Below are 22,025 nucleotides of genomic sequence, written 5' to 3' on the forward strand. Positions count from 1 at the left end.
CATACCTCAGCGCAAGGCCGAGGTGGCACCGCGGTTTGCGCTCAGAGGAACGGATTCAGGTGGAGCGCAACCTTGGCCTCCCGCAGGTTGTGCTGGACCCTGCGGATGAAGTGGATGAACAGGTACGCCCAGGCGGCGAAGGTGACGACGCTGATGACGAGCTGGACCGTCTTGCTGACGCCGATCACCATCCAGAGCGCCGTCAGGAGGAAGGCCGCGAACGACAGCGGGACGAACCACTTCCAGCACAGGTTCATCATCTGGTCGATGCGGACGCGCGGCAGCGTCCAGCGGATCCAGATGACCACGAAGACGAGAGCCCAGCTCTTCAGCAGGAAGAGGAAGACGCCGACGAGCTGGAGCCCGAAGCTCGCCTCCTGCTGGGCCGGCGAGACGCCGGGGATCTGCCAGCCCCCGAGGAAGAGCGCGCTCGCGATGCCGCACATCACGAAGACGTTCGCCCACTCGGCGAAGAAGAAGAAGAGGTACCGCATGCCGGAGTACTCGGTCGAGTAGCCGGCCACGAGCTCGCTCTCCGCCTCGGGCAGGTCGAACGGCGCGCGGTTGCCCTCCGCGAGCGCCGTCGTGAAATACAGGAAGAACAGCGCGAACGTGATCGGGTTGCGGAAGACGAACCAGTGCCAGGGCCAGCCGCCCACGTCGAGGAGCGATGGCCCGGCGCCGCCCTGGGCGCCGATGATGTCCTGGAGCCGCAGCGAGCCCGTCATCATGACGATGCACACGATCGCGACCGCGCCGGGGATCTCGTAGCTGATGATCTGCGCCGCCGAGCGGATCCCGCCGAGGAGCGACCACTTGTTGTTCGACGCCCAGCCGCCGGTCATGAGGCCGATGGTGACCAGCGACGTCACGGCGATGACGAAGAGGATCCCGATGTCGAGGTCGGCCGCGATGAGGTACTGGCCGAACGGCATGACGACGAACGTGGCCGACACGCCGACGAACACGAGGTAGGGCGCGAGCCGGAAGAGCGCCTTGTCGCTCTCGGCCGGGATGACGTCCTCCTTCATGATCGACTTGATCCCGTCGGCGACCCAGACGAGGAGGCCCTGCGGTCCGGCGCGGTTCGGCCCGATGCGGGACTGCATGCGCGCCGAGACGCGGCGCTCGACCCAGGTGATGATCCCCGCGGTCGGCGCCATGAAGAGCAGGATGATCGCGGCGGCCACGCCAAGGAGGATCCCGGCGCCGAGCAGATCGGTCGGGGCGCTCGCGTGGAACCCCTCGGTCGAGAGCTCCATCTCGGACGGGGTCGCGCCGCCCCGCCGGATCCCGACCGCGGACCGCCGATCGTGGCCGCTCGGGATCACGTCGGCCTTCGAGAGGACCTTCACGCCCTCGAAGCGCGTGATGACGTCGCCGGGCTGGAGCCCTGCCTGGCTCGCCGGGCTCCCGTCGCGCACGCCCGTCACGACGAGCCCGCCGGCGGGCGGCGACTCGGCCGCGACCTCGACGCCGAAGAACGCGAGCGCGCGCGCCCCCTCCTTCACGCGCGCCTCGATGACGGCGCGGCGCGGGGTCGGCGGGAGGAAGTCCATCGTGACGCCCCTCACCGTGCCGTTCACGGGGAGCGCCCCCTGCGCGGTCGCGGGGATCTCGACGACAACGTCGCCGTGGAAGGTCGTGTGCACCGCGTCGTCGCCGCGGCCGGCGAAGCGGGATTGCAGGCCCTCCGAGAAGACGAGCGAGATCTTCGTGCTGCTGACCTGCGCGCCCTCGATCTCGATGCTCTGGCCGGTGAGCGGCGCCTGGCCGGGGCGGCGGAGGGTGCCGCGGAACGTGACGACCGCCTCCTTCGCCTCGGCGGTCGGCAGGTTGGTCCCGAGGATCTCGATGCGGTCGCCGAGGTCGACCTCGCGCGGCACGACGTCGACGACGCTCAGGAGCTCGGGCGCCGTCCTGCTCTCGGCGCAGCCGGCCGCGCCGAGCAGCGCGAGGAGGGCCAGGAGGCACGGCAAGAAGCCTCGAGAGAGAGCTCTCCAGGGAGGAGATCCGCGCATGGTGCCGCTTATAAACCGCGCCGCTCGCGCGGTCGAGAATGCGGAGAAAAGCGCTCGGCGCTGTCTACCGACCGGCTCACCTACCGACTTGCCTACCGGCCTCGGACGGGGAGGAAGTACCGGCTGCCGTCGAGCTCGTTCACGCCCACGTAGAGCTCTGCCTCGAACACGTCCTTGAGCCGGCGGTAGGTCATCACCTCCTCGACGGTGCCGTGGGCGACCAGCCGCCCGGCGTTGAGGAGCGCCACGCGGTCGGCGTACTGGGCGGCCGCGTTGAGGTCGTGCAGCACCGCGACGCACGCGAGGCGCCGCTCGGCCACCTCCCTGCGCACGACCTCGTGGACCTCGATCGAGTGGCGGATGTCGAGGTGCGCCCCGGGCTCGTCGAGGATCAGCACCTGCGCCTCCTGCGCGAGCGCGCGGGCGATGGCCACCCGCTTCTGCTCGCCGCCGGAGAGCTCGGCCACCGGCCTCCCCGCGAGCCCCACGAGATCGCAGGCGTCGAGGGCGCGGGCGACCGCCTCCTCGTCCCGGCCGGCGGCGAGCATCCACGCGCCCTGGTGGGGCGCGCGGCCCATCATGACGACCTCGCGCACCGTGAAGCCGGGCGCCGAGGCGATCCCCTGCGGCACGACCGCCACGCACCGCGCGATCGCCCGCCGGTCCATGCCGGCGAGCGGCCTCCCCAGCAGGGTCGCCTCGCCCCGCGTCGGCCGCAGGGCCCCCGAGAGGACCCGGACCAGCGTCGATTTCCCCGCGCCGTTCGGCCCCAGGACGGCGCAGAGCTCGCCCGCGCGCACATCCAGGCTGATCCCCTCCAGCGCCAGCCTCCCGGTGGGATAGCTCGCGGCCACGTCACGCAGATCGATCGCCGGCCCCTGCACGCGGTCTCTTTTGTCGAATGATTTGAGTGATATCGAGTGATCTTCCCTTGCGCGAGGTTTCTTGCGGTGGTCCAATCGACTCGAGGCGTAGAGGAGATGGAAACGGCGAAGGAGACTCTGGGAGGCGGCGAGGTACCGCGTCGCGTTATTAAGCGCTACTCCAATCGGAAGCTCTACGACACGAAGGACAGTCGTTACGTCACCCTGCAGCAGATAGGGGAGATGGTCCGGGCTGGCGAAGAGGTCCAGATCATCGACAACGCGACCAAGGAGGACAAGACCGAGGTCACGCTGGCGCTGATCATCTCGGAAGATCTCAAATCGCAGCCGCGCTCGGTCCCGCTCGGCACGCTGAGAGATCTGATCCAGGAGCGCGGCGAGCGGCTGCTCTCGCAGCTGCGCGAGGGCCCGATCGGCCGGCTCATCCCCGGGGCGGTCCCTGGCGAGGGCGGCGTGGCGGCGCCAGGAACGGCGCCCGCCCCTGGGACGGAGCAAGCGACGCCCGCGTCGCCCTCGTCCCATCCGCCCCCGCCGTTCGACGCAGACAGGTCGAGCCACGCGAAGGGGCGCCTGAGCGGGATCGTCGAGAGCTCGAAGCAGACGCTCGATCAGTGGCAGCAGGCCGTCGACGAGCGCATCCGCGCCATCCTCCCGGGCCTCGGGCTCGTTCGCGATCTCCAGTCCGATGTCAAGCGCCTGTCGCAGCGCATTGACGAGCTGGAGGCGAAGCTCCAGGGACGCGCGGGTGAACCCATCGAGGGCGCGGCTCCGCACCAGGCGGGCTCCGGCGCGGACGAACCCGCGGGCGAGGGGCAAGGGAGCGAGAGCAGGCTGGAATAGCCCTGGGCGCTCCTCTGTTCCCCCGGGCGAGCCCATGCCGTTCTTCTTCAGCAAGAAACCTGCGTCCGTAGCGCAGGACCTGTCGTTGGCCAGCACCGATGGTGGCCGAGCCGACGCCTTCGAGATCGAGCTGCTGGGTCATCTGGACACGCTTTACGGCGTGAGCTGCCGGATGACGAAGAGCTCGACGGAGGCGGAGGATCTGGTCCAGGACACCATCGTCAAGGCGATGCGAGCCCGGGATCAGTTCGAGCCGGGCACCAACCTCAAGGCCTGGCTGCTTCGGATCCTGACGAACACGTTCATCAACCGGTACCGTCGCGGGGGCCTCGAGCGAGGCATCTTCGACGGCCCCGACGCCGAGCCGCTCACCGATGCGTGGGTCGGCGCGACGACGATGCGCGCGATGCGCGATCCGGAGACCCAGGCGCTCACGCCGCTCGTGGAGGCGGAGGTGCAGCGCGCCCTCGACGCCCTGCCCGAGGAGTTCCGGCTGGCCGTGGTGCTGTCGGACATCGAGGAGCTCTCCTACAAGGAGATCGCCGAGGCGATGGGCTGCCCCATCGGCACGGTGATGTCGCGCCTGCACAGGGGCCGCAAGCTCCTCCAGAAGACGCTGCGCGAGCACGCGGTCCTGATGGGCATCGTCAGCGAAGACGCGGCGAAGGACGCGCCCGCCGACCTGGACGCGTACCGCAAGCGGAAGCGGGGTGCCGCATGAGCGCTGCGAAATCGATCGAGAGCTGTTCGCGGTTCGACCACGCGCTGTCCGCCTACGTCGACTGCGAGCTGGATCCGGACCACGCCGTCGATCTCGAGTCCCACCTCGTCCAGTGCCCTCCGTGCTTCGAGCAGGTGAGGCTCTTGCGCTCGCTGCGGACGAGCCTGAAGCGGGCGCGGCCGTCGGGGTGCCCGGACGCGCTGCGGGCGCGCGTCGCCGCGGCGGTGGCGCACGAGCAGGCGCGCGACGCGGCGCAGTCGGCCGAGGCGAGGCCGCGCCTCGTGCACAGGGGGTACGCGATCGCGCTCGCCGCGGCGGCGGGCGTCGTCTTCGTCGTGGGCGTGGCGCGGCGGCCGGACGCGCCGGCGGAGGCCGCGAAGGCGGACGCCGCGAGGGCGGCGGTCGATCGCGCGGCGTCCACCGAGAGCGTCGAGGTCCTGCTCGACGATCTCGTCACCCAGCACGCGCAGCCGCTGCCGCCGGAGACGACCAACCCGGAGGACCTCCCGCGCTTCGATCCGTTCGTCGGCGTCCCGGTCCGCAGGCCGCAGTTCCAGTCGATACCGGCGAACTTCATGGGCGCCCGCGTGCACACGATGCGCGATCGGCGCGCCGCGCTGCTCCAGTTCGTGGTGCGGGGCAACCACCGCGTGACGGTCTACATGTTCAACTCGCGCGCGGTCCCGGTGCAGAAGGCGCAGCCGATCCTGCAGCCGCGCGTCGTGCGCGAGCGCCCCGTCTACGTGGGCAACATCAACGGCTACTCGGTCGCCGCCGCCGAGCGCAGCGGCGTCGGCTACGCGCTCGCCTCGGATCTCGGCGACGACGTCAGCACGCAGCTCGTCCTCGCTGCGATGCAGTGAGCGCGCCGGCGCCCGCTCTCCAGCGGGCGCCGTTCTCTCCCCTCCCTCGATCATCCCACCCCGACCAACCCTTACCGCGAGAGACCGCATGCGCTTCGTCTTCGTCATGGATCCGCTGAGCCGCGTGACGCACGACAAGGACACGTCGTTCGCCTTCATCCGAGCGGCGCAGGCGCGCGGCCACGAGAGCTACCACTGCTTGCCGCGCGACCTCTCGATCGAGGGCGGCGAGGCGCACGCCTCGGCCTCGCCGGTGCTCATCGGCGACGCGCCCCCGTTCATCTCGCTCGCGGGGGGCGCGCAGCGGCTCCGGCTCGCGGACGTGGACGCCATCTTCATCCGCAAGGACCCGCCGTTCGATCGCAGCTACCTGTACGCGACGCTGATCCTGGAGCGCGCGCGGCGCTGCCCGCTCATCGTGAACGACCCCCGCGGGCTGCGCGACGCCAACGAGAAGCTCTACGCGCTGAACTTCCCCGAGTGGACGCCGAGGACGCTGGTCACCGCGGACCGCGAGCAGATCCACGCGTTCGTGCGCGCCCTCGGCGGCACGGCGGTGATCAAGCCGCTCGACGGCGCGGGCGGCCTCGGCGTGCTGCAGATCAACGAGCGCGACAAGAACGCGCGCGCCATCGCGGACATGATGACGAACGAGGGGCACCGCCTCGCGATGGTCCAGGAGTACCTGCCCGCCGTCGTCCACGGCGACAAGCGCGTCCTCTTGCTCGACGGCGAGCTGCTCGGCGCCATCCTCCGGGTGCCCCGCGACGACGATCACCGCTCGAACATCCACGTCGGCGGGCGCGTGGTCTCGACGGAGCTCTCGCCGCGCGAGCTCGATCTCGTCCGCGCGGTCGCGCCTCGCCTCCGCGCCGACGGCCTCTTCTTCGTGGGCCTCGACGTCATCGGCGAGCGCCTGACCGAGGTGAACGTCACGAGCCCGACGGGCATCCAGGAGCTCGGGCGCTTCACCGGCGCGGATCCGGCGGCGAGGGTGATCGCCTGGGCCGAGGAGCGGGCGCGCGGTCAGGCCGCGCGCGCGTGACCCACTTCGCTCCGGAAAGTTGGCCCGGAGCGCCCACCTCTGCGAAGGCTCCCCCATGGGCGAGTCATTCGAGCGGTGTGCCGTGTGCAGCGACGGCGAGCAGGGTGATCGGGACGGCGGTGCGCCCGGGGATCCTCGCGCGAGGACGCGGATGGCGCGCGTGGTCATCCAGGGGCGCTCGCTGAGCCTGTGCCGCACGCACGCGGCGACCGTGGCCGCCGCCATGCCGGAGACGTTCGAGGAGATGCGCGCGCTGTTCGTGGGGCTCCAGCGCAGCGCGCAGCCGGCGCAGCGCGATCCGTCCGTCGAGCGCCGCTCCCCCATCGCGCGCCGCAACCCCGAGGATCGGCGCGTCTTCCCCCCGCGGCCGGAAGGCCGGCGGATCGGTGCAGGACGCCGCGCCAGCGATCCGGGGGAGTGATCGCGACCGTCACGCCGGCGCGCTCCTCGCGCGCGCCGCGCGCGCCGGCGCCCTCCTCGCGCCGATCTCCGGAGCGGCGCCCGCTCTCCGCGCGGAGCGCCGCGGGCCGCCGCCTGCGCGCGGCGCGTGGTAGGTTCTCGCCATGAGATCCCGCCGGCATGTCGTCATCGGGCTCGGGTCGAGCCTGGGCGATCGCCTGGCGACCCTCCGCGCCGCCATCGCGTCGCTCGGCGCTGATCCCGATCTCGACGTCCTCCTCGAGTCGTCGCGCTACGAGTCCCCGCCCGCAGGCGGCCCTCCGCAGGGCGACTACGTGAACGCCGCGGTGCTCGTCGCCACGTCGCTGCCCGCGCGCCAGATCCTCGAGCGCACCCTCGCCGTGGAGCGCTCGCTCGGGCGGACGCGCCCCGATCCGGTGCGATGGGGGCCGCGCACGATCGATCTGGACCTGCTCTGGATCGAGGGCGAGGTCGTCGCGGAGCCGGATCTCGAGGTGCCTCACCCGCGGCTCTGCGACCGTGTGTTCGCGCTCAGGCCGCTGCTCGACGTCGCCCCCGACGCGCGCGACCCTCGCACGGCCGTCGCGTACGCCGCGCTCCCCGAGGCGAGCGCGCCCATTCGCAAGCTCGATCCCATCTGATCGGCGCGGCAGCGGCGCGCGGGCGCGGCGCTCAGCGCGAGCGCGGCGGGCCGGATGCGGCGCGGGCTCGGAGGCCGGCGCGGCCGCCGGCGTACGACGCCGCGCTGCCGATCGTGACCACCACGACCAGCAGCAGCGCCCACCCCAGCGCGCCCGCCGGCGCGCCCTCGGCGAAGGCGAGCGCCCACGCGAGCGCCGCGACGACGGCGCCGCTCGCGGCGGCCTCGCGCCGCCCGGCGCGCCCGCCGAACCGCCCCACGAGGTAGCCGCCGGCGACCCCGGCGAGCGCGAACGCGATCACGTTGAGCCCCACCATCGCGAGCCGCACCGAGCCCTGTGCCCCGGCGTCCCCCGCCCGCTCGATCATCCGGCGCAGCAGCGTGTTGACGAGGCCCGCGAGCGGCAGCCACGCGATGAAGATCGCCACCGTCCCGAGCGCGATCCAGTGCCACGGCGGCCGGTCCTCGCCGTCGTCGTCGCCGCTGCTCTGCAGCACGGGGAGCTTACGCTTCTCCGGCGCTGCCGCGCCGCCCTGAGGAGGCGCCGCGCCTGCCGCGCCGCTGCCGATGACCGGGAGGCGTCGCTTCGGCGCGTCCCCCATGGCGTCAGCTGGGCTTCGAGGTCGGGGGCGGCGCCGCGGCAGGAGCCTTCCGCCAGAACTTCCGCGCTTCGTCCTGCTGGCGGACCAGCCGCCGCTGCTCCTGGATCAGGCCGCCGTAGGCGCGAGGCACCCGCGGATCCTTCGCGAGCGCGTACAGGACCTGGAGCGCCGCCTCGGCGTCGTCCGTCGCGCGGTGCGCCTTCTCGAGCGAGATCCCGAGCCGAGCGGCCATGTCGCCGAGGGCGCGGCTCTCCTCGTTCTTGTAGAGCTCGCGGGCGAACGTGAGCGGATCGACCCAGTCGACCTCGCGCCGCATGGCGGGCGGCGGCTCGTGCGGGCGCATGCCCACGCGCTCGAGCTCGGCGAGCAGGAACGAGCGGTCGAAGGTGGCGTTGTACGCCGCGGGGATCGCCCCCTTGAAGCAGCCGAGGATCTCCTCCGCGACCTCGGCGAACGACGGCTTGCCTTCGACGTCCGCGTCCTTGATCCCGTGGATGGCGGTGCTCTCCGCGGGGATGGGCCGCCCGGGGTGGATGAGCCAGTTGTAGCGCGTCAGGATCTCCCCGGAGCGGCCGATGACGATGCCGAGCTCGATGATCCGATCGCCCGCCGGATCGCGCCCCGTGGTCTCGACGTCGACGAAGGCGATGGGCTGATCGATCCAGGCGCTGCCCGCGTCGATCTCCGACGCGACGCCGACGGCGCGCACCTTGAGGAGGTGCGCGATCCCAGGGTAGTGCCGGCCCGTCGGGAAGCAGCCGCACGGGTCGGCGACCTTCACGGCGTCCTCGGCTTGGCGGGCTGGGCGGGTGCAGCCGAGGTCGCGGGGCGCGCCGCGCCGCCCGCCGGCGCGCTGGTCCCGGCGGCGGGGGTCGCGCTGGCCGCGGGGATCGCGCTGGCCGCGGGGATCGCGCTGCCGGAGGGCGACGCGTCGCCTGGCTTCGGGGGCGCAGGCCGCGGCGTCTTGCCGAGGAGCTCCAGCTCGAGCTTGACCCACGCCTCGAGATCCTCGCCGGGGTTCGAGAGGAGCTGGAGGTTGACCTCGCGGCCGTTGATGAAGACGAGGGGCGTCCCCTCGAGCCCGACCCCGTCGGCCTGCAGCTTGTCCTTGTCGATGCGCGCCTTGGTGTCGGTCGAGACGAGGTCGGCGCGGAACTTCACCATATCGAGCTTGAGCCGCTGCGCGTAGCGCTCGAGGTCGGCCTGCTCCAGCTTGTCCTGGTTCTCGAAGAGGAGGTGGTGCATCTCCCAGAACTTGCCCTGGTTGAGCGCGGCGGTCGCCGCGCGCGCGGCGGGCTCGCCGTGGACGTGCGCCGAGAGCGGGTAGAACTTGAAGACGAGGCGCACCTGCCCGTCGAAGCGCTTCACGAGCCCCTCGAGCAGCGGCGACATCAGCCTGCAGAACGGGCACTCGAAGTCGGCCCACTCGACGATCGTGATCGGCGCGTCGGGCGGCCCCATCTCCGGCGAGCCGTCGGTGGCGAGCGTCTTCACCTTGTTCGCGTCGAAGCGCATGTGGAACGCTTCGTCGCGCTCCTTCTTCGACCGGCCGTCCTTGACCAGATCGAGCAGGAGCTGCGCGGCGGGGAGGCACGCCTTGCACGGGCGCTGCTCCTTCACGCACTGCGCGATGCTCACGGGCGTGTCCGGGCAAGGGGAGAGGAGCTCGGAGACCTGTGCCCCCCACTCCCGGCGCTCGCGGGGAGTCAGCGAGGAGGTGTCCACGCCCGGCAGCGAGACCGACACCTCCGGGCTCGCGGCCGGTTTGGGCTCGTTCGAGCTCGGGTTCCCAGGACAGCCCGTGGCGCCGATCGCGAGCAACGGCAACGCGAGGAGCGGCGGCATCCAGCGCAGGAATGACATCGCGGCGCGAGCTTAGTCGGACCCCTTGCGAGATGCTAGCGCGGGTGTAGCGTCAAGAGGTGCGGAGCGTCCTCTACCGCTTCCCGGATCTGCAGCAGTTCGAGCAAATCGTGTGCGATCCGGAGGAGCGTGACCTCGAGCTCGGGCTGCCCGCGGGGGAGGTCGTGGCCGATGGCGAGTGGGTGCTCGCCATCTTCGAGCTGGGCGAAAACCGCCGCGCGACGTCGGCCGCGGCCTGCGCGTCGGTCTCACCAGAGGGGGCGCGGCTCACGTTCGAGCCGCGCGACTGGCATCGCCTCGCCCACTTCGCGCGGACGGAGGCGCCCCGCCCCGGATCCGTGCCCGACACCGACGCCGCGGCGCTCCTCCGCGCCGCGGACGGGGCCGGGCCCGCCGCGTCATCCGGCGTCCAGGGCGCCGGCCCGGCGGGCCGGGCGCCGCCGCCCCCTGCGCCGCCTCGGCTGAAGGGCAAAGGCTCACGGGTCCTCGTTGTCGACGACGACCCCCACATCCGCGAGCTCCTGTCGGCGATGCTCGAGGCGGTCGAGCTCGCCGTCGTCGCCGTCGCCAGCGCGGAAGAGGCGCTGGCGCGGGTCCGCGGCTCACCGTTTCACCTCGTGGTCCTCGACTGGAACCTCCCGAAGATGACCGGCATCGACCTGTGCCGGACGCTGCGGCAGGAGCCCGGGCTCCGCGATCTCCCGGTCCTCTTCCTGACGGCGCACGCCTCCTCGCAGGACATGGTCGAGGCCTTCGCCAGCGGCGCCGACGACTACATGGTGAAGCCCTTCCGCGCCCCCGAGCTGGGGGCTCGCATCTTCAGCCTGCTCCGCCGGACCCGGCGAGGCACCTCCTGAGGCGCCTCGCCGCGGCGCAGCGGCTCCGCCGCGACGTGAGTTCGCGCTCGGTCACCGCACGCAGATTCCGCGCTCAGAAGGCGACATCGACGTTGAGGTTGATCACGCCGATGCTCTGCGCGTAGTGCCCGCCGGAGTCGGGAGCCCTCGAGTTGGGGTGCAGGCCCGCGGTGATGCTGTCCCCCGTGGTGTCGCGGCTGACGTAGAACAGGTGGGTATACGACGCGGCGAGGTGCAGCTGCTTCGCGACATGGAAGCGCCCGCCGAGGGCGAACGAGACATCGTGGAAATCGACGCCCGATGGATCCAGGGTCTCGTCCGGAACTGCGTTGGAGTCGTACCCGACGCCGCCGAAGACCTCGATCGCAGGCCGCGGCCAGTGGCTCCAGCCCACGCGAACGCCGAACGTGTCGTTCCAGCGGCGGGGGATGTTCTGCACTACGCGGGCGCCCTCTCCGGCGAAGCCGTCGCTGTCGATCTCGCACGCCGCGCCGATCTGGGTGAGGCACTGGTTTTCCATCGAGCTCCACCGCGTCCAGTCGCCGAAGAGCCGGACCTCGAAGCGCTCCGCCGGGACGAAGCGGGCGCCGAGCCGCACGATATCCGGGAGGCCCTGGTGCAGCTCCACGTCGCTCGGGGCGTTCGACACGCCGCTGAAGCGGTTGGTGAGCGTGCCCTCGAGCGACTCTCCCCCCGTGACGTTCGGCCGCGACTGGTACGACGCGCCGATCCAGAGCTGCTCCGGCACCGCCTCGACCAGCGCGCCGACGCCGAAGCTCGCGTGGAAGCCGCTCACCTCGAGCAGCGAGCGCCCCTCGGTCGCAAGGAGGTTGTCGCCCGAGGCGTTGCGGGCGCGCACGGTGTTGACCTGGGTCCGCATCAGGTTGCCGGAGAGGCCGAGGCTGAGGCGGAGCGCCGGGATCTTGTAGGCGGCGGCGAGGGTGAAGAACATCGCCTGGAGCGAAGACTCGATGGAGTGCCAGCGCTGCACGCCGTCCACCGGCCCGGCGAGCTCGCGATTGCCCTCGAACGCCGCGTTCGTGTCCCAGGACGCGGCGCCGCCGAAGGGCACATAGACGCCGGCGCCCAGCGCCAGATCGCCGAGCCTGGCCGACGCGCCGAGCATCGGCGCGGCAGCCACGTTGAACAGGCTCGCCTCCCCCGTGTTCGCCTGCGGCACCGTCACGTCATCGGTCGCCGCCGCCGAGTGCGTGTAGGAGGCAGCGCGCAACGCGATATTTCCGTCCAAAAAAAGATGAATCCCCTCGCTCTCGGCGAGGCCTGCGGGGTTGTAGTAGACCGCGGTCGGATTGCTCGTGATCGGGTTGCCGTGCTCGCCGCCAAACCGCGCGGTCGCGAACCCACCGGCGAGCGCGGATCCGGTCCAGGCGAGACCGCCGAGGAGGCCGACGGAGATCGCGAAACAGGGGCGGTTGATGGACATATCCGGTGTTCTCGATTCTGAGGGCGGAGGAATGCGGCGCCTGCGGCGGACCCTGCATGGTAGGGTTGCAACACCTGCCACGTCGGGGAAGGTTCTACCCGCTCAAGTCAAATGTCACCTTTCGCACGGTGTCAAATGCTTTTCTCCCGCACCATCCGGACAACGCTCGCCTCAGCTGCCCTCACCATCGCCGCGCTCCTCATCGGCTGCGCCGACCCGGAAGGCAGATACGATGACTTCGAAGCTCGCGATACCACGATCCGCGAAGACCAGAGCAGCGGCGGTGGTGGTGGCAGCGACGGAAATGGCGGCGCTGGAGGCGGCGGGGACAACTGCCTGCCGGAAGCGGGCGCCATCGACGGCGATTTCCTCTTCAGCCTCTCGGCTTATCTCAACCCGCGGGCCCCTTTCCTCTTCGTGGCCAGCCTGACCACCGAGGCCAGCGAAGGCGGCCTGAGCTTCTCGCTGACCTTCCAGCCGCTCGTGGCCGCCGATCGCAGGACGCCCACGGGCGAGCCGTTCGATGTGGGTCCCTTCGATCTGTCCGCCGATGGGAAGTTCACCGCGCAGCTGCCCACGCTCATCGTGCCGGGTGACGCCAACCCCATCTCCGGCAACGAGCTCGAGGCCACCATCACGCTCACCGGCTCCCTCTGCGCGCCCGCCGACTTCATCTGTGGCGTCGTCACCGGCAGCGCGGCGAGGCCGATACCCCTGAACCTCAAGGGCTCCAACTTCGCCATGGAGCGAATCGCCGATCCGAGCAGCTACCCGGCGCCGGTCATCAACTGCAAGAGGGACCCGGCGAACCCGCTCCCGTGAGCGCCAGGTCGGGTCACGCCACGGCCTCCGCCGCGGCGGCGCCTTCGAGCTCGATCAGCGAGATCTCGGACGGCGCGCCGACGCGCATCGGCGGCCCCCAGTATCCCGTGCCGCGGCTCACGTAGATCTGGCTGTCGCCGTGCGAGGACAGCCCGGCCACGTAGGGCTGGTCGAGCCGCACGAAGAAGTTCCACGGGAAGATCTGACCACCGTGGGTGTGGCCGCTGAGCTGCAGGCCCACGCCCCGCTCCGCGGCCTCCAGGATCTGCTTGGGCTGGTGCGCGAGCAGCACGAGCTCCCGAGAAGGGTCCCGCCCCGCGAGCGCGCGCGCGAGGTCGGGGCCATGGCCGCGGCCCATGCCGCGGGAGCTCCAGTCGTCCACGCCGGCGAGGTCGAAGCCGTGCTCACCGTCGCCGATCGCGACACGCTCGTTGCGCAGCACCGTCACGCCGAGCCGGCGGAGCTCCGCGATCCACGCCTCGGCGCCGGAGTAGTACTCATGGTTGCCCGTCACGAAGAAGACCCCGTGCTTGGCGCGCAGATCGGCGAGCGGCGCGGTGTGCTCGCGGAGCTCTTCCACGGAGCCGTCGACGAGATCGCCCGTGATCGCGATGAGATCCGGCTCGAGCGCGTTCACGCTCGCGACGACGCGCTCGAGCCAGGCCCGGCCGATCGTCGGACCGATGTGGAGGTCGGTCAGCTGAACCACGCGAAAGCCCGACATGGCCGCGGGGAGGCGGCGGAGGCGGACGCGCACCGGGCGGACGGCGACCTCGCCGAGGGCGCTCGCGGCGCCGGCGACGCCGAAGCCCATGGCGAGCGCTCCGGCCGCGCCCGCGAGGGCGCGCGAGAGGAAGGTGCGGCGCTCGCCGTCGAGCGGCTGGTTCAGCAGCGCGGTGACGCCGTGGGCGCCGAGGCGGACGAACTCGGAGGTGAGCAGGAGGAAGAAGAGCAGGACGGCGAGCCCGACCCACGTGTAGACGACGCCGGCGACGACGCCGGCGATGTGCCGGGGCAGCGCGCGGGTGAGCAAGAGGCCGAGGGGCACCAGCGACGCGAGCACCACCAGGGCCACGCTGCCGACGCGGTGCCAGAGCGGGCCGAGCTCGGGCGCGCGGATCAGGCGCTGCCAGAGGTAGTAGTGGACGCCTGCCACGATGGCGCTGAAGACAGCGATGAAGACGACGAAGGAGAGGAGAGGCCGCTGCACGCGTCCAGCATGACCACGGCGGCGCGCGCCTGCCGCTCCCATCCGCGCCGGAGCCAGGCTCGACAACATTTCTTAACGGAGCGACGCGGCGGACGGCGGCTACGACGTGCTCACGCACACGCCGAACCCGGCGGGGTAGATCGCGCTGCCGCCCTGGCACTTGGCGCCTGCGCCGCATTCCGGCGCCCTGCTGTCGATCCGGCAGAGCTGCTTGCACTGGTTCGTCAGCATCGAGCACACGAAGCCGGGCGCGCACGGGCAATGCTCGTCGGCCCGCCCCTCGCCGGGCACGACGCAGCTCGTCGTCCCATCCTCGCGGACGATCGTGCAGGTGAGGCCCGTCGGGCACACGCTGTCGTTCAAGAGCTCGCAGTTCATCGCGGGAACACAGACGGGTATCGGGACCGGAGCCCTCGAGCTCGCCCCGGCGACCGACTCGGCCATCGGTCGCTCGTCGCAGTACGTCCCCGCCGCGCAGCTCTCGACGTGACCACAGCAGTACTGCCGGCACACGCCGCCCTCCCCGTCGGCTGCCACGCACCCCAGGCCAGCCGCGCAATCGGCGGCGCTGTGACAAGGGCCGCCTGCCTCGAAGCGGCCCGCCGGCTGGCAGCTCGGGATCGCGTCGCCGTCGTCGAGCACGAGCTGGCAGTGCAGCGTCTGCGCGGCAGGGAGCCCCGTCCCTGTGCCCGCGCCGCCGTCCGAAGAGCACTCGGTCGGCTCGCCGCCTGGGGTGCAGCCATCGCCGCACAGGTAAGCGAAGCGGGTGTAGGGATCCTGCGCCTCCGGAGCGGCCGGGATGTTGACATCCTCGCTCACGCCGCCGCCGCCGGCGCTCGCGGGCGGAGGGCTGCCACCCGATTGGGCCGACTCGCTCTCGCTCCCCCCACTCCCGAACATCCCGCCGCCGCCGTCGTCGTCGTACCCACCCGCCGAGGCGTCGTCCATCGAGCACGCCGAGAGCGCGAAAACCCAGGCCGCCACGAGACTGGAAAGCAGACCGGCGTGGTGTGAGCTCATTCCAGGACTACCAGAAAAACACAAGCGGAATGAGCGTATCATGTCGCCTCCTGCATTCACAGAATGTGCCGATTCTGTGTGTCGTCGCCAGGGCGCCGAGCGCAACCTGGGTGAGGACGCCGTCCTGTGCGCCGCGAACATGGGGGCACCTCGCCTGCGGGCATCCCTGGCGCAAGCATGACGCCCGTGTCGCACCGAGCGCCGGGCCTCGCGCGATGGTGTGTGATGGCGCCTACCGCGCCTCGATGTCGCGGGTGACCACGTTGCCCGCGCTGTCATAGGCGCGCACCGCGAGCAGGTGCGCGCCCGGCGGCACGATCGCGCCGAGATCCGCCTCAAACGGCTCGACAGCCTCGTCGAAGACGCCGTCGCTCGGGAAGATGGGCCGCCACTCCTCCAGGCCCGCGATCGAGACCTCGACGCGCGCGACCGGACCAAGGCCGTCCCCGACCTCGCCCGTGAGCCGGCGCCCCTGCAGCGCGAGCGCCCGGAACACCGGCGGCGTGCTGTCGACAAGGACGGTGCCCGACTCGAGGCTGTGGCGCAGCGTGCGCTCGGGCGGGTTCGCCAGCTCGTCGCTCGCCTCGACGAGGATGCGGTACTCGCCTTCGGGAAGCGCGGTCGTGTCCCATACGTGCTCGGCGCGCGTCACCTTCTCGCCCGGCTTCAGCAGGCTGCGCCAGGTCGACTGCCCCTCCATCCGGTAGGAGAGGCGGTAGCGGAGGTCGTCCTGATCTGGATTGTCGACCTTCCATGTCAGCTGGAGCGCGCTCACGGGCTTCGGCGCCTCCCCGCCCGACGGCGGGAGGCTCGAGCGAGAGGGCTTCGTCTGCCCCTTCGGCGCGGCCTCGATCGACGTGACCACGGCGCGCGCGTTGTCGGTGACGAACGAGAGCTTCACCTCGCGGAGCACCGCGCCCGGATCGCGGCGCCAGCGCGCGCGGATCTGCGCGAAGCGCGCCGGAGGGCTCTTCACGTCGCCCGGCGCGGCGAGCGCTGTGGACCACGGGCTCCAGGTGCCGTCCGGCGCGTCGGTGTTTCCGCTCCGGGTCTCGAGCTCCAGCGCGCCGTCGGAGCGCCACGAAAGGCGCCCGAACGTGGCCCGCAGCCCGGCGTCGAGCACCTTGCTCGTCCACACCGCGTCGGCGCCGCCGACGCCCTTCACCTCGTGGAAGACCGCCGGGTCGGTGGTCGCGACGAACCTGCGCCGCCCGGCCATCAGGAAGGCGCCGACCTGGCGCTCGTCGGTGTCGGCGACGAGCCGCGCGACGTGGTTGTCGCTCACGGCGTAGAGCTGGCCTTCCGCGCCGGTCCCGACGTACGGCGTCAGGTCGTCGCCGAGGCCGAGCGAGACGTAGTGGGTGTCGTCGTCGCTCATCATCTTCTCGGCGACGCCGCTCCGATCGAAGCGCATGAGCACGCCCTTGCCGGGCTTCGGCGCGCGCGCCGGCTGCGGCGACGGCGGCCCGCTCCGGTTGCGCTTCGGGGGGGCGAACGCCTCGGCGTACTTGTTGGCGATCGCGTAGATCGCGCCGCCCTTCGCGCCCGGCGCGATCGCGATGGCCTTCACGTCGTCGGCGTCGAAGTCGTAGAGCACGGTCGCGCGCCCGGGCGCCGTGAGCTTGTAGAGGAGCGCCTTGCCGTTCGAGCCGGCGTAGACGGCGCCGTCGTCCCCGACGGCGACGCACATGAGGTGCGGCTCGTCGCTGTCGAAGTACACCTGAGCCTTGCCCGCGGCGTCGACGCGGAACAGCTTCCCCCCCGAGCCGGTCGCCGCGTAGAGCGCCTTCGCCCTGGGATCGTACGCGAGGCCCCACACGTCCTCGGTGTCGGGGAGCTCGGCGAAGACCTTCGCCGGACCGCCGTTGCCCGCGCCGCGCGGCAGGCGGAAGAGCTTGCCCTCGGGGAAGGTCCCCGCGATGACGTCGCCACCTTCCGCGAGCGCGAGCGCGCTGACCGCCATCTGCCCGGTCGTGGCCACGAGCGCGACCCGGCCGCCCGAGACGCTGTAGATCTTCCCCTCGTTGCCCGTGCCGAGCAGCACCGTCCCGTCCGGCAGCACCACGGAGCTCCAGATGGACGTCGCGTCCGGCAGCGGCGTCGCGCCGAGCGTCAGCCCGGCGCGCACGGCGCCGTTCGAGTCCACGCTGACGCCGGTGAGATCCCCGCCCTTCAGGTCCTCGAGCGATCGGAGCTCGAAGCTGCGCGTGCCCACCGCGTGGGCCGGCAGCGCGACGAGCCCCACGGCGGCGACGGCGGCGGCGAGGAGCCTGCGCGGAGAGGGGACGGCGCGAAGGTGAGGCGTTCGGGAATGGGCAGAAGAGCGCTCTGTGCTCATGGGTCGCAAGATGGAGGGGGGTCAGGGAGAGGGGGGGTCAGGGAGAGGGGGGGGTCAGGGAAGAGAGGGAGGCGGGAGACCGGCGGGCTCAGCGGAGGATAGGCCGGACCGTGACGCTCACGGAGTCTTTCCCGACCAGGAAGCGCTTGAGGGACACCGGCACCTGCACCTGCGCGCCGAAGGTCTCGGGCGCGTCGGACGCGGAGCTCGGGCGCAGCGTGTCCATCGCGCCCGGGGGGAGCCGCGAGGCGACCTTGCCGCGGTACGCCGCGCCGTTCTCCCGGAGCCGGAACGTCGCGACGACGCTCTCCGCGTCGTGGGTCTGGCTCGGCAGCATCGCAACGAGCTCGGCGACGTTGTTCGGGGTCGCCATCGGGCGCTCCACCTCGTAGCCGGGCGCGAGATCGATGTCCACCTGGCCGCCGGCGAGCTCGCGCGGCACCGGCACCTCGATGACGCGCGACTCGATGGGGCCTTGATGGGGCTGGAGATCCAGGCGGATCCGCGCGGGCGCGCCCGCCTCGATCTCCGGCTCGAGCACCTTCGCGCCGCGCAGCAGCACGACCTCGCGGTCGAACGTGACCTTCACGCGGGTGTCGACGCGCTCGATCGAGACGTCCTCCCAGGGGTTGTTGAGCAGGGCTCCCATCGCCCGGACGAGCCGGCTGCGGACGAAATCGTCGCTGCTGAGCGGGGTGCCGTTGCCAGCGCCGAAGTCGACGAGCGAGATGGTGCCGTAGCGCCCGATCTTCACCTGGCTCACCGCCCGCCAGGTCATGTCCCGCCGCTCGGCCGTCGTCGCCTCGACGGCGTTGCCGACGGCCATCGAGACGAAGGCGGGCGCGAGGAACTGATCGTGCGCGACCTCGACGTTCCACGTCGGGTGCGGCGCGCCCGCCACGCCGTCGATCTGGACGCGCATCGGGAAGACCGGCGCCTTCGCCGAGCTGTCGACGACGATCGCGGCCTGGCGATCGTTCACCAGCGTGCCCAGAGGCCGCACCGCCTCGCCGATCTTGAAGCTCCGGTTCTGGCTCGCGAGGATCCAGTGGACCCGCGCGATCGCGGCGGGGAGGTTCGTGACGCCGCCGTTCATCATGGGGTGGCCGAACGCGACAAGCTTGTCGCCCGACACGCGCGTGACCGTGCCGATGCCCATCGCGGAGATGTCGCCGCGCACGAGCTCGACGCCGATCGCCCCCCCGTCGACGTACTTGGTCGGCGCGCCCGGCTCCGGGCTCGCGGACGAGCCGCCGCCGGCCTGCATCGGATCGAGCCCCATGGGGCCGAGCAGATCGCTCGCGATGCGCAGCGACGTCCCGCCGAGCCCGCCGAGCATCACCGGCGTCGAGGCGCGCGCGAGGCTCGTCGATTCGGGCGGGGCGAGCGACGGCGCGACGCGCGCGGCGATCTGGCTGGCGTGGCCGGCGAGGTCGTAGGCGTCGACGGCCCCCAGGAAGCCGCGGCTCCCGTGCAGGCGAGCGGGCGCGGCGGCGCGCGGCGGCGGCGGCGGCGTCGCACCGCCGGCGCGGCTCACCGGGGCCGGCAGCGGGCCGCCGACCTTCGGGGCGATCCCGCGCGGGAGCGGACGCGCGAGCTCGTCGAGCATCGACTTGATCGGGGTGACGCCGGCGATCGCCTCCGCGCCGAAGAGCCAGCCGTACGCGTAGGCGCCGATCATCTTGCCGTTCAGGTAGATCGGGCTGCCGCTCATCCCCGCCACGGTGCGCGCGACCTCGAGGCGCGGGTGCTGCGTCTTGACGAGGACGAGGTCCTGGTTCGGCCGGAAATTGCGGAGCGTCGAGATGACCTCGACGTCGAACTTCTCGGGCGTGGTGCCGGAGAAGACGGTGAGGCCGTACCCCTTCATGCCCGGCTTCACCTCGGAGAGCGGCAACGTATCGGGCGGAGCGGAGATCGCCTGGGCCGCGCCGACGCCGACGGCGACGCTGCACGCCGCGCCGGCGAGCAGGCTCAGGGGGATGAGGCGGCCGTCGCGGTCGACGAGGGCGCGGATGGCGCCCGCGATCGCCCTCGCGCTGCGGGTCGCGAGCGGGGCGGCGCGCGCGATGAGGAAGGAATCCGGACGAAAACACGGCATGTTGCGCAGAGGCACGGGCCAAGCTTAGCCCGGATTTGGTAGCGCGACAGAGCGGGGGCTCCGGGCGCGCCGGGAGGTCACCGCGCTGCCCGGGATCGCCGTTTTCCAGAGGCGGGGCGCGCCGGCGACGCTAGGCTTCGCCCCGTGAAGGATATCGCGGCGACCGCGACGCTCGTCCTTTCGTTCGCCGCCTGGGTGACCACCCACGTCGCGCTGGCCGCGCGGCTCGCGCTCCGGAGCCAGCCGCGCTGGCGCGGGCTCGTCGCGCTGGTGGTGCCGCCGCTCGCGCCGATGTACGGCTTCCGGCTGGGGTGGCGGCGGACGAGCACCCTGTGGCTCGTATGGCTGATCGTGTACGTGCTCGCGCTCCTCGTCGCGCGGGCGTGAGGAGCAGGGCGTGGCGCCTGACGTGAAGGCTGACGACGTGAGGGCGGGAATGACGGCGAAGCGGCGCCCGGGCGCGCCGCCCGCGATCCTCGTCGGCACGATGAACTTCGGCGGCCGCACGCCGCCCGAGGAGGCCGAGCGCATCACCCTGCGCGCGCTCGAGCGAGGGATCACCGCGTTCGACACGGCGAACCTCTACCAGGACGGCGCGTCCGAGCGGATCCTCGGCCGGGCGCTCCGGGGCCGCCGGGCCGAGGCGCAGATCGCCACCAAGGTCGGCCTGCGCCGCGTCCGGGGCAGGCCCGAGGGCCTCGGGCGCGAACGCGTGATCCGCGCCGTCGAAGAGAGCCTCGCGCGCCTCGGCACCGACCACGTCGACGTCTGCTATCTCCACGCGCCGGACCCGGAGACGCCCATCGAGGAGACGCTGTCGGCGATCGACGCCCTGCTCGAGCACGGGAAGATCCTGCAGTACGGGGTCAGCAACTTCGCGTCGTGGCAGATCCTCGAGATCATTGCGCGCCGCGACGCCGTCGGGAAGCCGCGCCCCGCCGTCTCTCAGGTGCTCTACAACGCGCTGATCCGCCAGCTCGACGTCGAGTACGCCGCCTTCGCGCGGCGGTACGCGCTGGCCACCGCTGTGTACAACCCGCTCGCCGGCGGGCTCTTGACGGGGCGGCACGCGGGGCCGGAGGCGACGCAGGCGGGCTCGCGCTTCGAGGGCAACCGCCTCTACCAGCGCCGGTACTGGAGCAGGCGCATGTTCGAGCTCGCGGCCAGCTACGCATCGGTGGCGGCGGACGAAGAGATGAGCCTGCTCTCGCTGTCGTACGCCTGGCTCGCGGGGCGGGACGTCGTCGACTCCATCCTGGTCGGCCCGGTCCGGGCAGAGCACCTCGACGCGGCGGCCGACGCCGTCGGGCGCCCGCTCTCGGAGGAGGCGGCGCGGCGCATGGACGCGCTCTACCGCGATCACCTCGGCACCGACGCGAGCTACGCGCGATGATCGATCTCCTCCTGCCCGAGGCCAGGGACCTCGATCTCGCGGGCCCCCTGGCCGACTACGCCGCCCGCGGCCACGCCCGCCTCGGGCGCGTGATGACCGACGCGGGGCTCGCGGCGCTGCGCGCGCGCTCGGATGACCTGATGCTCGGGCGCGTCACGTACCCCGGGCTCTTCTTCCAGCACGACGCCGCGTCGGGCCGCTACGAGGATCTGCCGTACGGCAAGGGCTACCAGGGGCCGAGCACGTCGTACCGGAAGCTCGAGAAGCTCGAGAAGGACCCGCTGTTCCTCGCCTGGATCGAGAACCCGCTCTTCGAGAGGATCGCGCGCGCGCTCATCGACGGCGAGGTCTCCATCTACCGGGCCGTGCTCTTCAACAAGGCCGCGTCCGGAGGGACGCCGCTGCCGTGGCACCAGGACGGCGGCAGCTACTGGGGGCTGGATCGCGACCCCGAGCTGCAGATCTGGACTGCGCTCGACGACGCGCCCGCCGGCGGCGGCTGCGTGGAGGTGCTGGAAGGCAGCCACATCGACGGGCTCGCGACGCCGCTCGGCGGCGTCATTCCGATCGACCGCGTGCGCGCGGCCGACGCGGACGCCCGCAAGATCGCGCTGCCGGCGCGCGCGGGCGAGGCGCTGCTGATCCACAACTACCTCTGGCACTGCTCCGCCATGAACCGGAGCGGCCAGCCGAGGCGAGCGTTCACCGTCTGCTACATGAGCAGGGCGACCCGCTGCCTCCGGAAGAAGAAGGCCCCACGCACGTTCACGCCGGTGTTCTGAGCTCCCCCGGGCAGGCGGCCTCGGCGCGGCGGCCCCCTCGCTCGCCAGCCCTCTCCTTCCCCTGTTCCCCTGGCTTCCCCGGAACGTTCCCCGGCCGGCGTGACGTTTCGACAATTTTTCGAGCCGGTGTCACATCCAGTTCGCCCCCGTGTCGTAAGG

Annotated in this window: 21 protein-coding genes; 11 read left to right on the plus strand and 10 right to left on the minus strand. The window is 72.0% G+C overall.

Annotated elements, in window-relative coordinates; translation table 11 throughout:
- Positions 1-41 precede the first annotated feature (41 nt).
- On the minus strand, positions 42-2,021 hold the full coding sequence (gene nuoH / locus WMF11_RS42415; RefSeq protein ID WP_437974827.1) for an NADH-quinone oxidoreductase subunit NuoH: 1,980 nt from the start codon (positions 2,019-2,021) through the stop codon (positions 42-44).
- A gap of 92 nt (positions 2,022-2,113) precedes the next feature.
- Positions 2,114-2,905, minus strand: a complete 792-nt coding sequence (locus WMF11_RS42420) for an ABC transporter ATP-binding protein (RefSeq protein WP_437545795.1) — start codon at positions 2,903-2,905, stop codon at positions 2,114-2,116.
- A 96-nt stretch (positions 2,906-3,001) separates the two neighbouring features.
- On the opposite strand from WMF11_RS42420, the gene WMF11_RS42425 reads away from it, so the two are divergent.
- The 6 genes from WMF11_RS42425 (at position 3,002) to folK (ending at position 7,435) form a co-directional block, all read left to right on the plus strand.
- Complete coding sequence (locus WMF11_RS42425; protein WP_437974828.1) at positions 3,002-3,745, plus strand: polyhydroxyalkanoate synthesis regulator DNA-binding domain-containing protein; 744 nt, start codon at positions 3,002-3,004, stop codon at positions 3,743-3,745.
- A gap of 34 nt (positions 3,746-3,779) precedes the next feature.
- Positions 3,780-4,466 carry a sigma-70 family RNA polymerase sigma factor gene (locus tag WMF11_RS42430; protein WP_437711896.1) on the plus strand — a complete coding sequence of 229 codons (687 nt, stop codon included), beginning with the start codon at positions 3,780-3,782 and terminating at the stop codon, positions 4,464-4,466.
- A complete protein-coding gene (locus tag WMF11_RS42435; protein WP_437904772.1) occupies positions 4,463-5,329 on the plus strand; it encodes an anti-sigma factor family protein in 867 nt (288 codons plus the stop codon). The genes WMF11_RS42430 and WMF11_RS42435 overlap by 4 nt, the downstream gene beginning before the upstream one ends.
- An 88-nt stretch (positions 5,330-5,417) precedes the next feature.
- On the plus strand, positions 5,418-6,374 hold the full coding sequence (gene gshB, locus WMF11_RS42440; RefSeq protein ID WP_437741930.1) for a glutathione synthase: 957 nt from the start codon (positions 5,418-5,420) through the stop codon (positions 6,372-6,374).
- A 55-nt stretch (positions 6,375-6,429) separates the two neighbouring features.
- Positions 6,430-6,795: a hypothetical protein gene (locus WMF11_RS42445; RefSeq protein ID WP_437974829.1), complete on the plus strand. Its 366-nt coding sequence runs from the start codon at positions 6,430-6,432 to the stop codon at positions 6,793-6,795.
- Positions 6,796-6,937: 142 nt separating this feature from the next.
- Positions 6,938-7,435 carry a 2-amino-4-hydroxy-6-hydroxymethyldihydropteridine diphosphokinase gene (gene folK / locus WMF11_RS42450; protein ID WP_437545805.1) on the plus strand — a complete coding sequence of 166 codons (498 nt, stop codon included), beginning with the start codon at positions 6,938-6,940 and terminating at the stop codon, positions 7,433-7,435.
- A 31-nt stretch (positions 7,436-7,466) separates the two neighbouring features.
- Here the strand turns inward: folK and WMF11_RS42455 are convergent, their stop codons facing one another.
- From WMF11_RS42455 to WMF11_RS42465, 3 genes are read right to left on the minus strand one after another with little or no spacing between them, the layout of a single operon-like run.
- Positions 7,467-8,036, minus strand: coding sequence for a hypothetical protein (locus WMF11_RS42455; protein WP_437974830.1), 570 nt, complete (start codon positions 8,034-8,036; stop codon positions 7,467-7,469).
- A gap of 4 nt (positions 8,037-8,040) precedes the next feature.
- The gene (locus WMF11_RS42460; RefSeq protein WP_437545809.1) at positions 8,041-8,817 is read right to left on the minus strand and encodes a 3'-5' exonuclease; all 777 of its coding nucleotides are present in this window, start codon (positions 8,815-8,817) and stop codon (positions 8,041-8,043) included.
- Positions 8,814-9,899 carry a DsbA family protein gene (locus WMF11_RS42465; RefSeq protein ID WP_437974831.1) on the minus strand — a complete coding sequence of 362 codons (1,086 nt, stop codon included), beginning with the start codon at positions 9,897-9,899 and terminating at the stop codon, positions 8,814-8,816. Before WMF11_RS42465 ends, WMF11_RS42460 begins: the two co-directional genes overlap by 4 nt.
- Positions 9,900-9,958: 59 nt before the next feature.
- On the opposite strand from WMF11_RS42465, the gene WMF11_RS42470 reads away from it, so the two are divergent.
- Positions 9,959-10,756, plus strand: coding sequence for a response regulator transcription factor (locus tag WMF11_RS42470; RefSeq protein ID WP_437904776.1), 798 nt, complete (start codon positions 9,959-9,961; stop codon positions 10,754-10,756).
- Positions 10,757-10,829: 73 nt separating this feature from the next.
- Here WMF11_RS42470 and WMF11_RS42475 read toward each other — a convergent pair whose 3' ends face one another.
- Positions 10,830-12,200, minus strand: a complete 1,371-nt coding sequence (locus tag WMF11_RS42475; RefSeq protein ID WP_437974832.1) for an OmpP1/FadL family transporter — start codon at positions 12,198-12,200, stop codon at positions 10,830-10,832.
- Between the two features lie 135 nt (positions 12,201-12,335).
- On the opposite strand from WMF11_RS42475, the gene WMF11_RS42480 reads away from it, so the two are divergent.
- The gene (locus WMF11_RS42480) at positions 12,336-13,022 is read left to right on the plus strand and encodes a hypothetical protein (protein WP_437974833.1); all 687 of its coding nucleotides are present in this window, start codon (positions 12,336-12,338) and stop codon (positions 13,020-13,022) included.
- Positions 13,023-13,035: 13 nt separating this feature from the next.
- On the opposite strand, the gene WMF11_RS42485 is transcribed toward WMF11_RS42480, so the two are convergent.
- The 4 genes from WMF11_RS42485 to WMF11_RS42500 form a co-directional block, all read right to left on the minus strand.
- Positions 13,036-14,232: a metallophosphoesterase gene (locus WMF11_RS42485; RefSeq protein ID WP_437904779.1), complete on the minus strand. Its 1,197-nt coding sequence runs from the start codon at positions 14,230-14,232 to the stop codon at positions 13,036-13,038.
- A 99-nt stretch (positions 14,233-14,331) separates the two neighbouring features.
- A complete protein-coding gene (locus WMF11_RS42490; protein WP_437974834.1) occupies positions 14,332-15,216 on the minus strand; it encodes a hypothetical protein in 885 nt (294 codons plus the stop codon).
- A gap of 268 nt (positions 15,217-15,484) precedes the next feature.
- Positions 15,485-17,590, minus strand: a complete 2,106-nt coding sequence (locus tag WMF11_RS42495) for a hypothetical protein (RefSeq protein WP_437904781.1) — start codon at positions 17,588-17,590, stop codon at positions 15,485-15,487.
- Positions 17,591-17,678: 88 nt separating this feature from the next.
- Entirely contained in the window at positions 17,679-19,706 is a 2,028-nt protein-coding gene (locus tag WMF11_RS42500) for a SpoIVB peptidase S55 domain-containing protein (RefSeq protein WP_437904782.1), read from the minus strand.
- A gap of 129 nt (positions 19,707-19,835) precedes the next feature.
- On the opposite strand from WMF11_RS42500, the gene WMF11_RS42505 reads away from it, so the two are divergent.
- From WMF11_RS42505 to WMF11_RS42515, 3 genes are read left to right on the plus strand one after another with little or no spacing between them, the layout of a single operon-like run.
- Complete coding sequence (locus WMF11_RS42505) at positions 19,836-20,078, plus strand: hypothetical protein (RefSeq protein ID WP_012240189.1); 243 nt, start codon at positions 19,836-19,838, stop codon at positions 20,076-20,078.
- Positions 20,079-20,088: 10 nt separating this feature from the next.
- Positions 20,089-21,084 (plus strand): aldo/keto reductase, encoded by a 996-nt coding sequence (locus WMF11_RS42510; RefSeq protein ID WP_437904783.1) that lies wholly within the window; start codon positions 20,089-20,091, stop codon positions 21,082-21,084.
- Positions 21,081-21,866: a phytanoyl-CoA dioxygenase family protein gene (locus tag WMF11_RS42515; RefSeq protein WP_437545828.1), complete on the plus strand. Its 786-nt coding sequence runs from the start codon at positions 21,081-21,083 to the stop codon at positions 21,864-21,866. Before WMF11_RS42510 ends, WMF11_RS42515 begins: the two co-directional genes overlap by 4 nt.
- Positions 21,867-22,025: the final 159 nt, after the last annotated feature.

The sequence above is a fragment of the Sorangium sp. So ce295 genome (assembly GCF_051527405.1).
GTDB lineage: Bacteria > Myxococcota_A > Polyangia > Polyangiales > Polyangiaceae > Sorangium > Sorangium cellulosum_B.

Excerpts from the sequence above, each read along its gene's own strand:
- WMF11_RS42480 (WP_437974833.1), top strand. The coding sequence starts at position 12,336 with ATGCTTTTCTCCCGCACCATCCGGACAACGCTCGCCTCAGCTGCCCTC.
- WMF11_RS42465 (WP_437974831.1), bottom strand. The coding sequence starts at position 9,899 with ATGTCATTCCTGCGCTGGATGCCGCCGCTCCTCGCGTTGCCGTTGCTC.
- WMF11_RS42425 (WP_437974828.1), top strand. The coding sequence starts at position 3,002 with ATGGAAACGGCGAAGGAGACTCTGGGAGGCGGCGAGGTACCGCGTCGC.
- nuoH (WP_437974827.1), bottom strand. The coding sequence starts at position 2,021 with ATGCGCGGATCTCCTCCCTGGAGAGCTCTCTCTCGAGGCTTCTTGCCG.
- WMF11_RS42495 (WP_437904781.1), bottom strand. The coding sequence starts at position 17,590 with ATGAGCACAGAGCGCTCTTCTGCCCATTCCCGAACGCCTCACCTTCGC.
- WMF11_RS42435 (WP_437904772.1), top strand. The coding sequence starts at position 4,463 with ATGAGCGCTGCGAAATCGATCGAGAGCTGTTCGCGGTTCGACCACGCG.
- WMF11_RS42515 (WP_437545828.1), top strand. The coding sequence starts at position 21,081 with ATGATCGATCTCCTCCTGCCCGAGGCCAGGGACCTCGATCTCGCGGGC.
- WMF11_RS42455 (WP_437974830.1), bottom strand. The coding sequence starts at position 8,036 with ATGGGGGACGCGCCGAAGCGACGCCTCCCGGTCATCGGCAGCGGCGCG.
- WMF11_RS42445 (WP_437974829.1), top strand. The coding sequence starts at position 6,430 with ATGGGCGAGTCATTCGAGCGGTGTGCCGTGTGCAGCGACGGCGAGCAG.
- WMF11_RS42475 (WP_437974832.1), bottom strand. The coding sequence starts at position 12,200 with ATGTCCATCAACCGCCCCTGTTTCGCGATCTCCGTCGGCCTCCTCGGC.
- gshB (WP_437741930.1), top strand. The coding sequence starts at position 5,418 with ATGCGCTTCGTCTTCGTCATGGATCCGCTGAGCCGCGTGACGCACGAC.
- WMF11_RS42430 (WP_437711896.1), top strand. The coding sequence starts at position 3,780 with ATGCCGTTCTTCTTCAGCAAGAAACCTGCGTCCGTAGCGCAGGACCTG.
- folK (WP_437545805.1), top strand. The coding sequence starts at position 6,938 with ATGAGATCCCGCCGGCATGTCGTCATCGGGCTCGGGTCGAGCCTGGGC.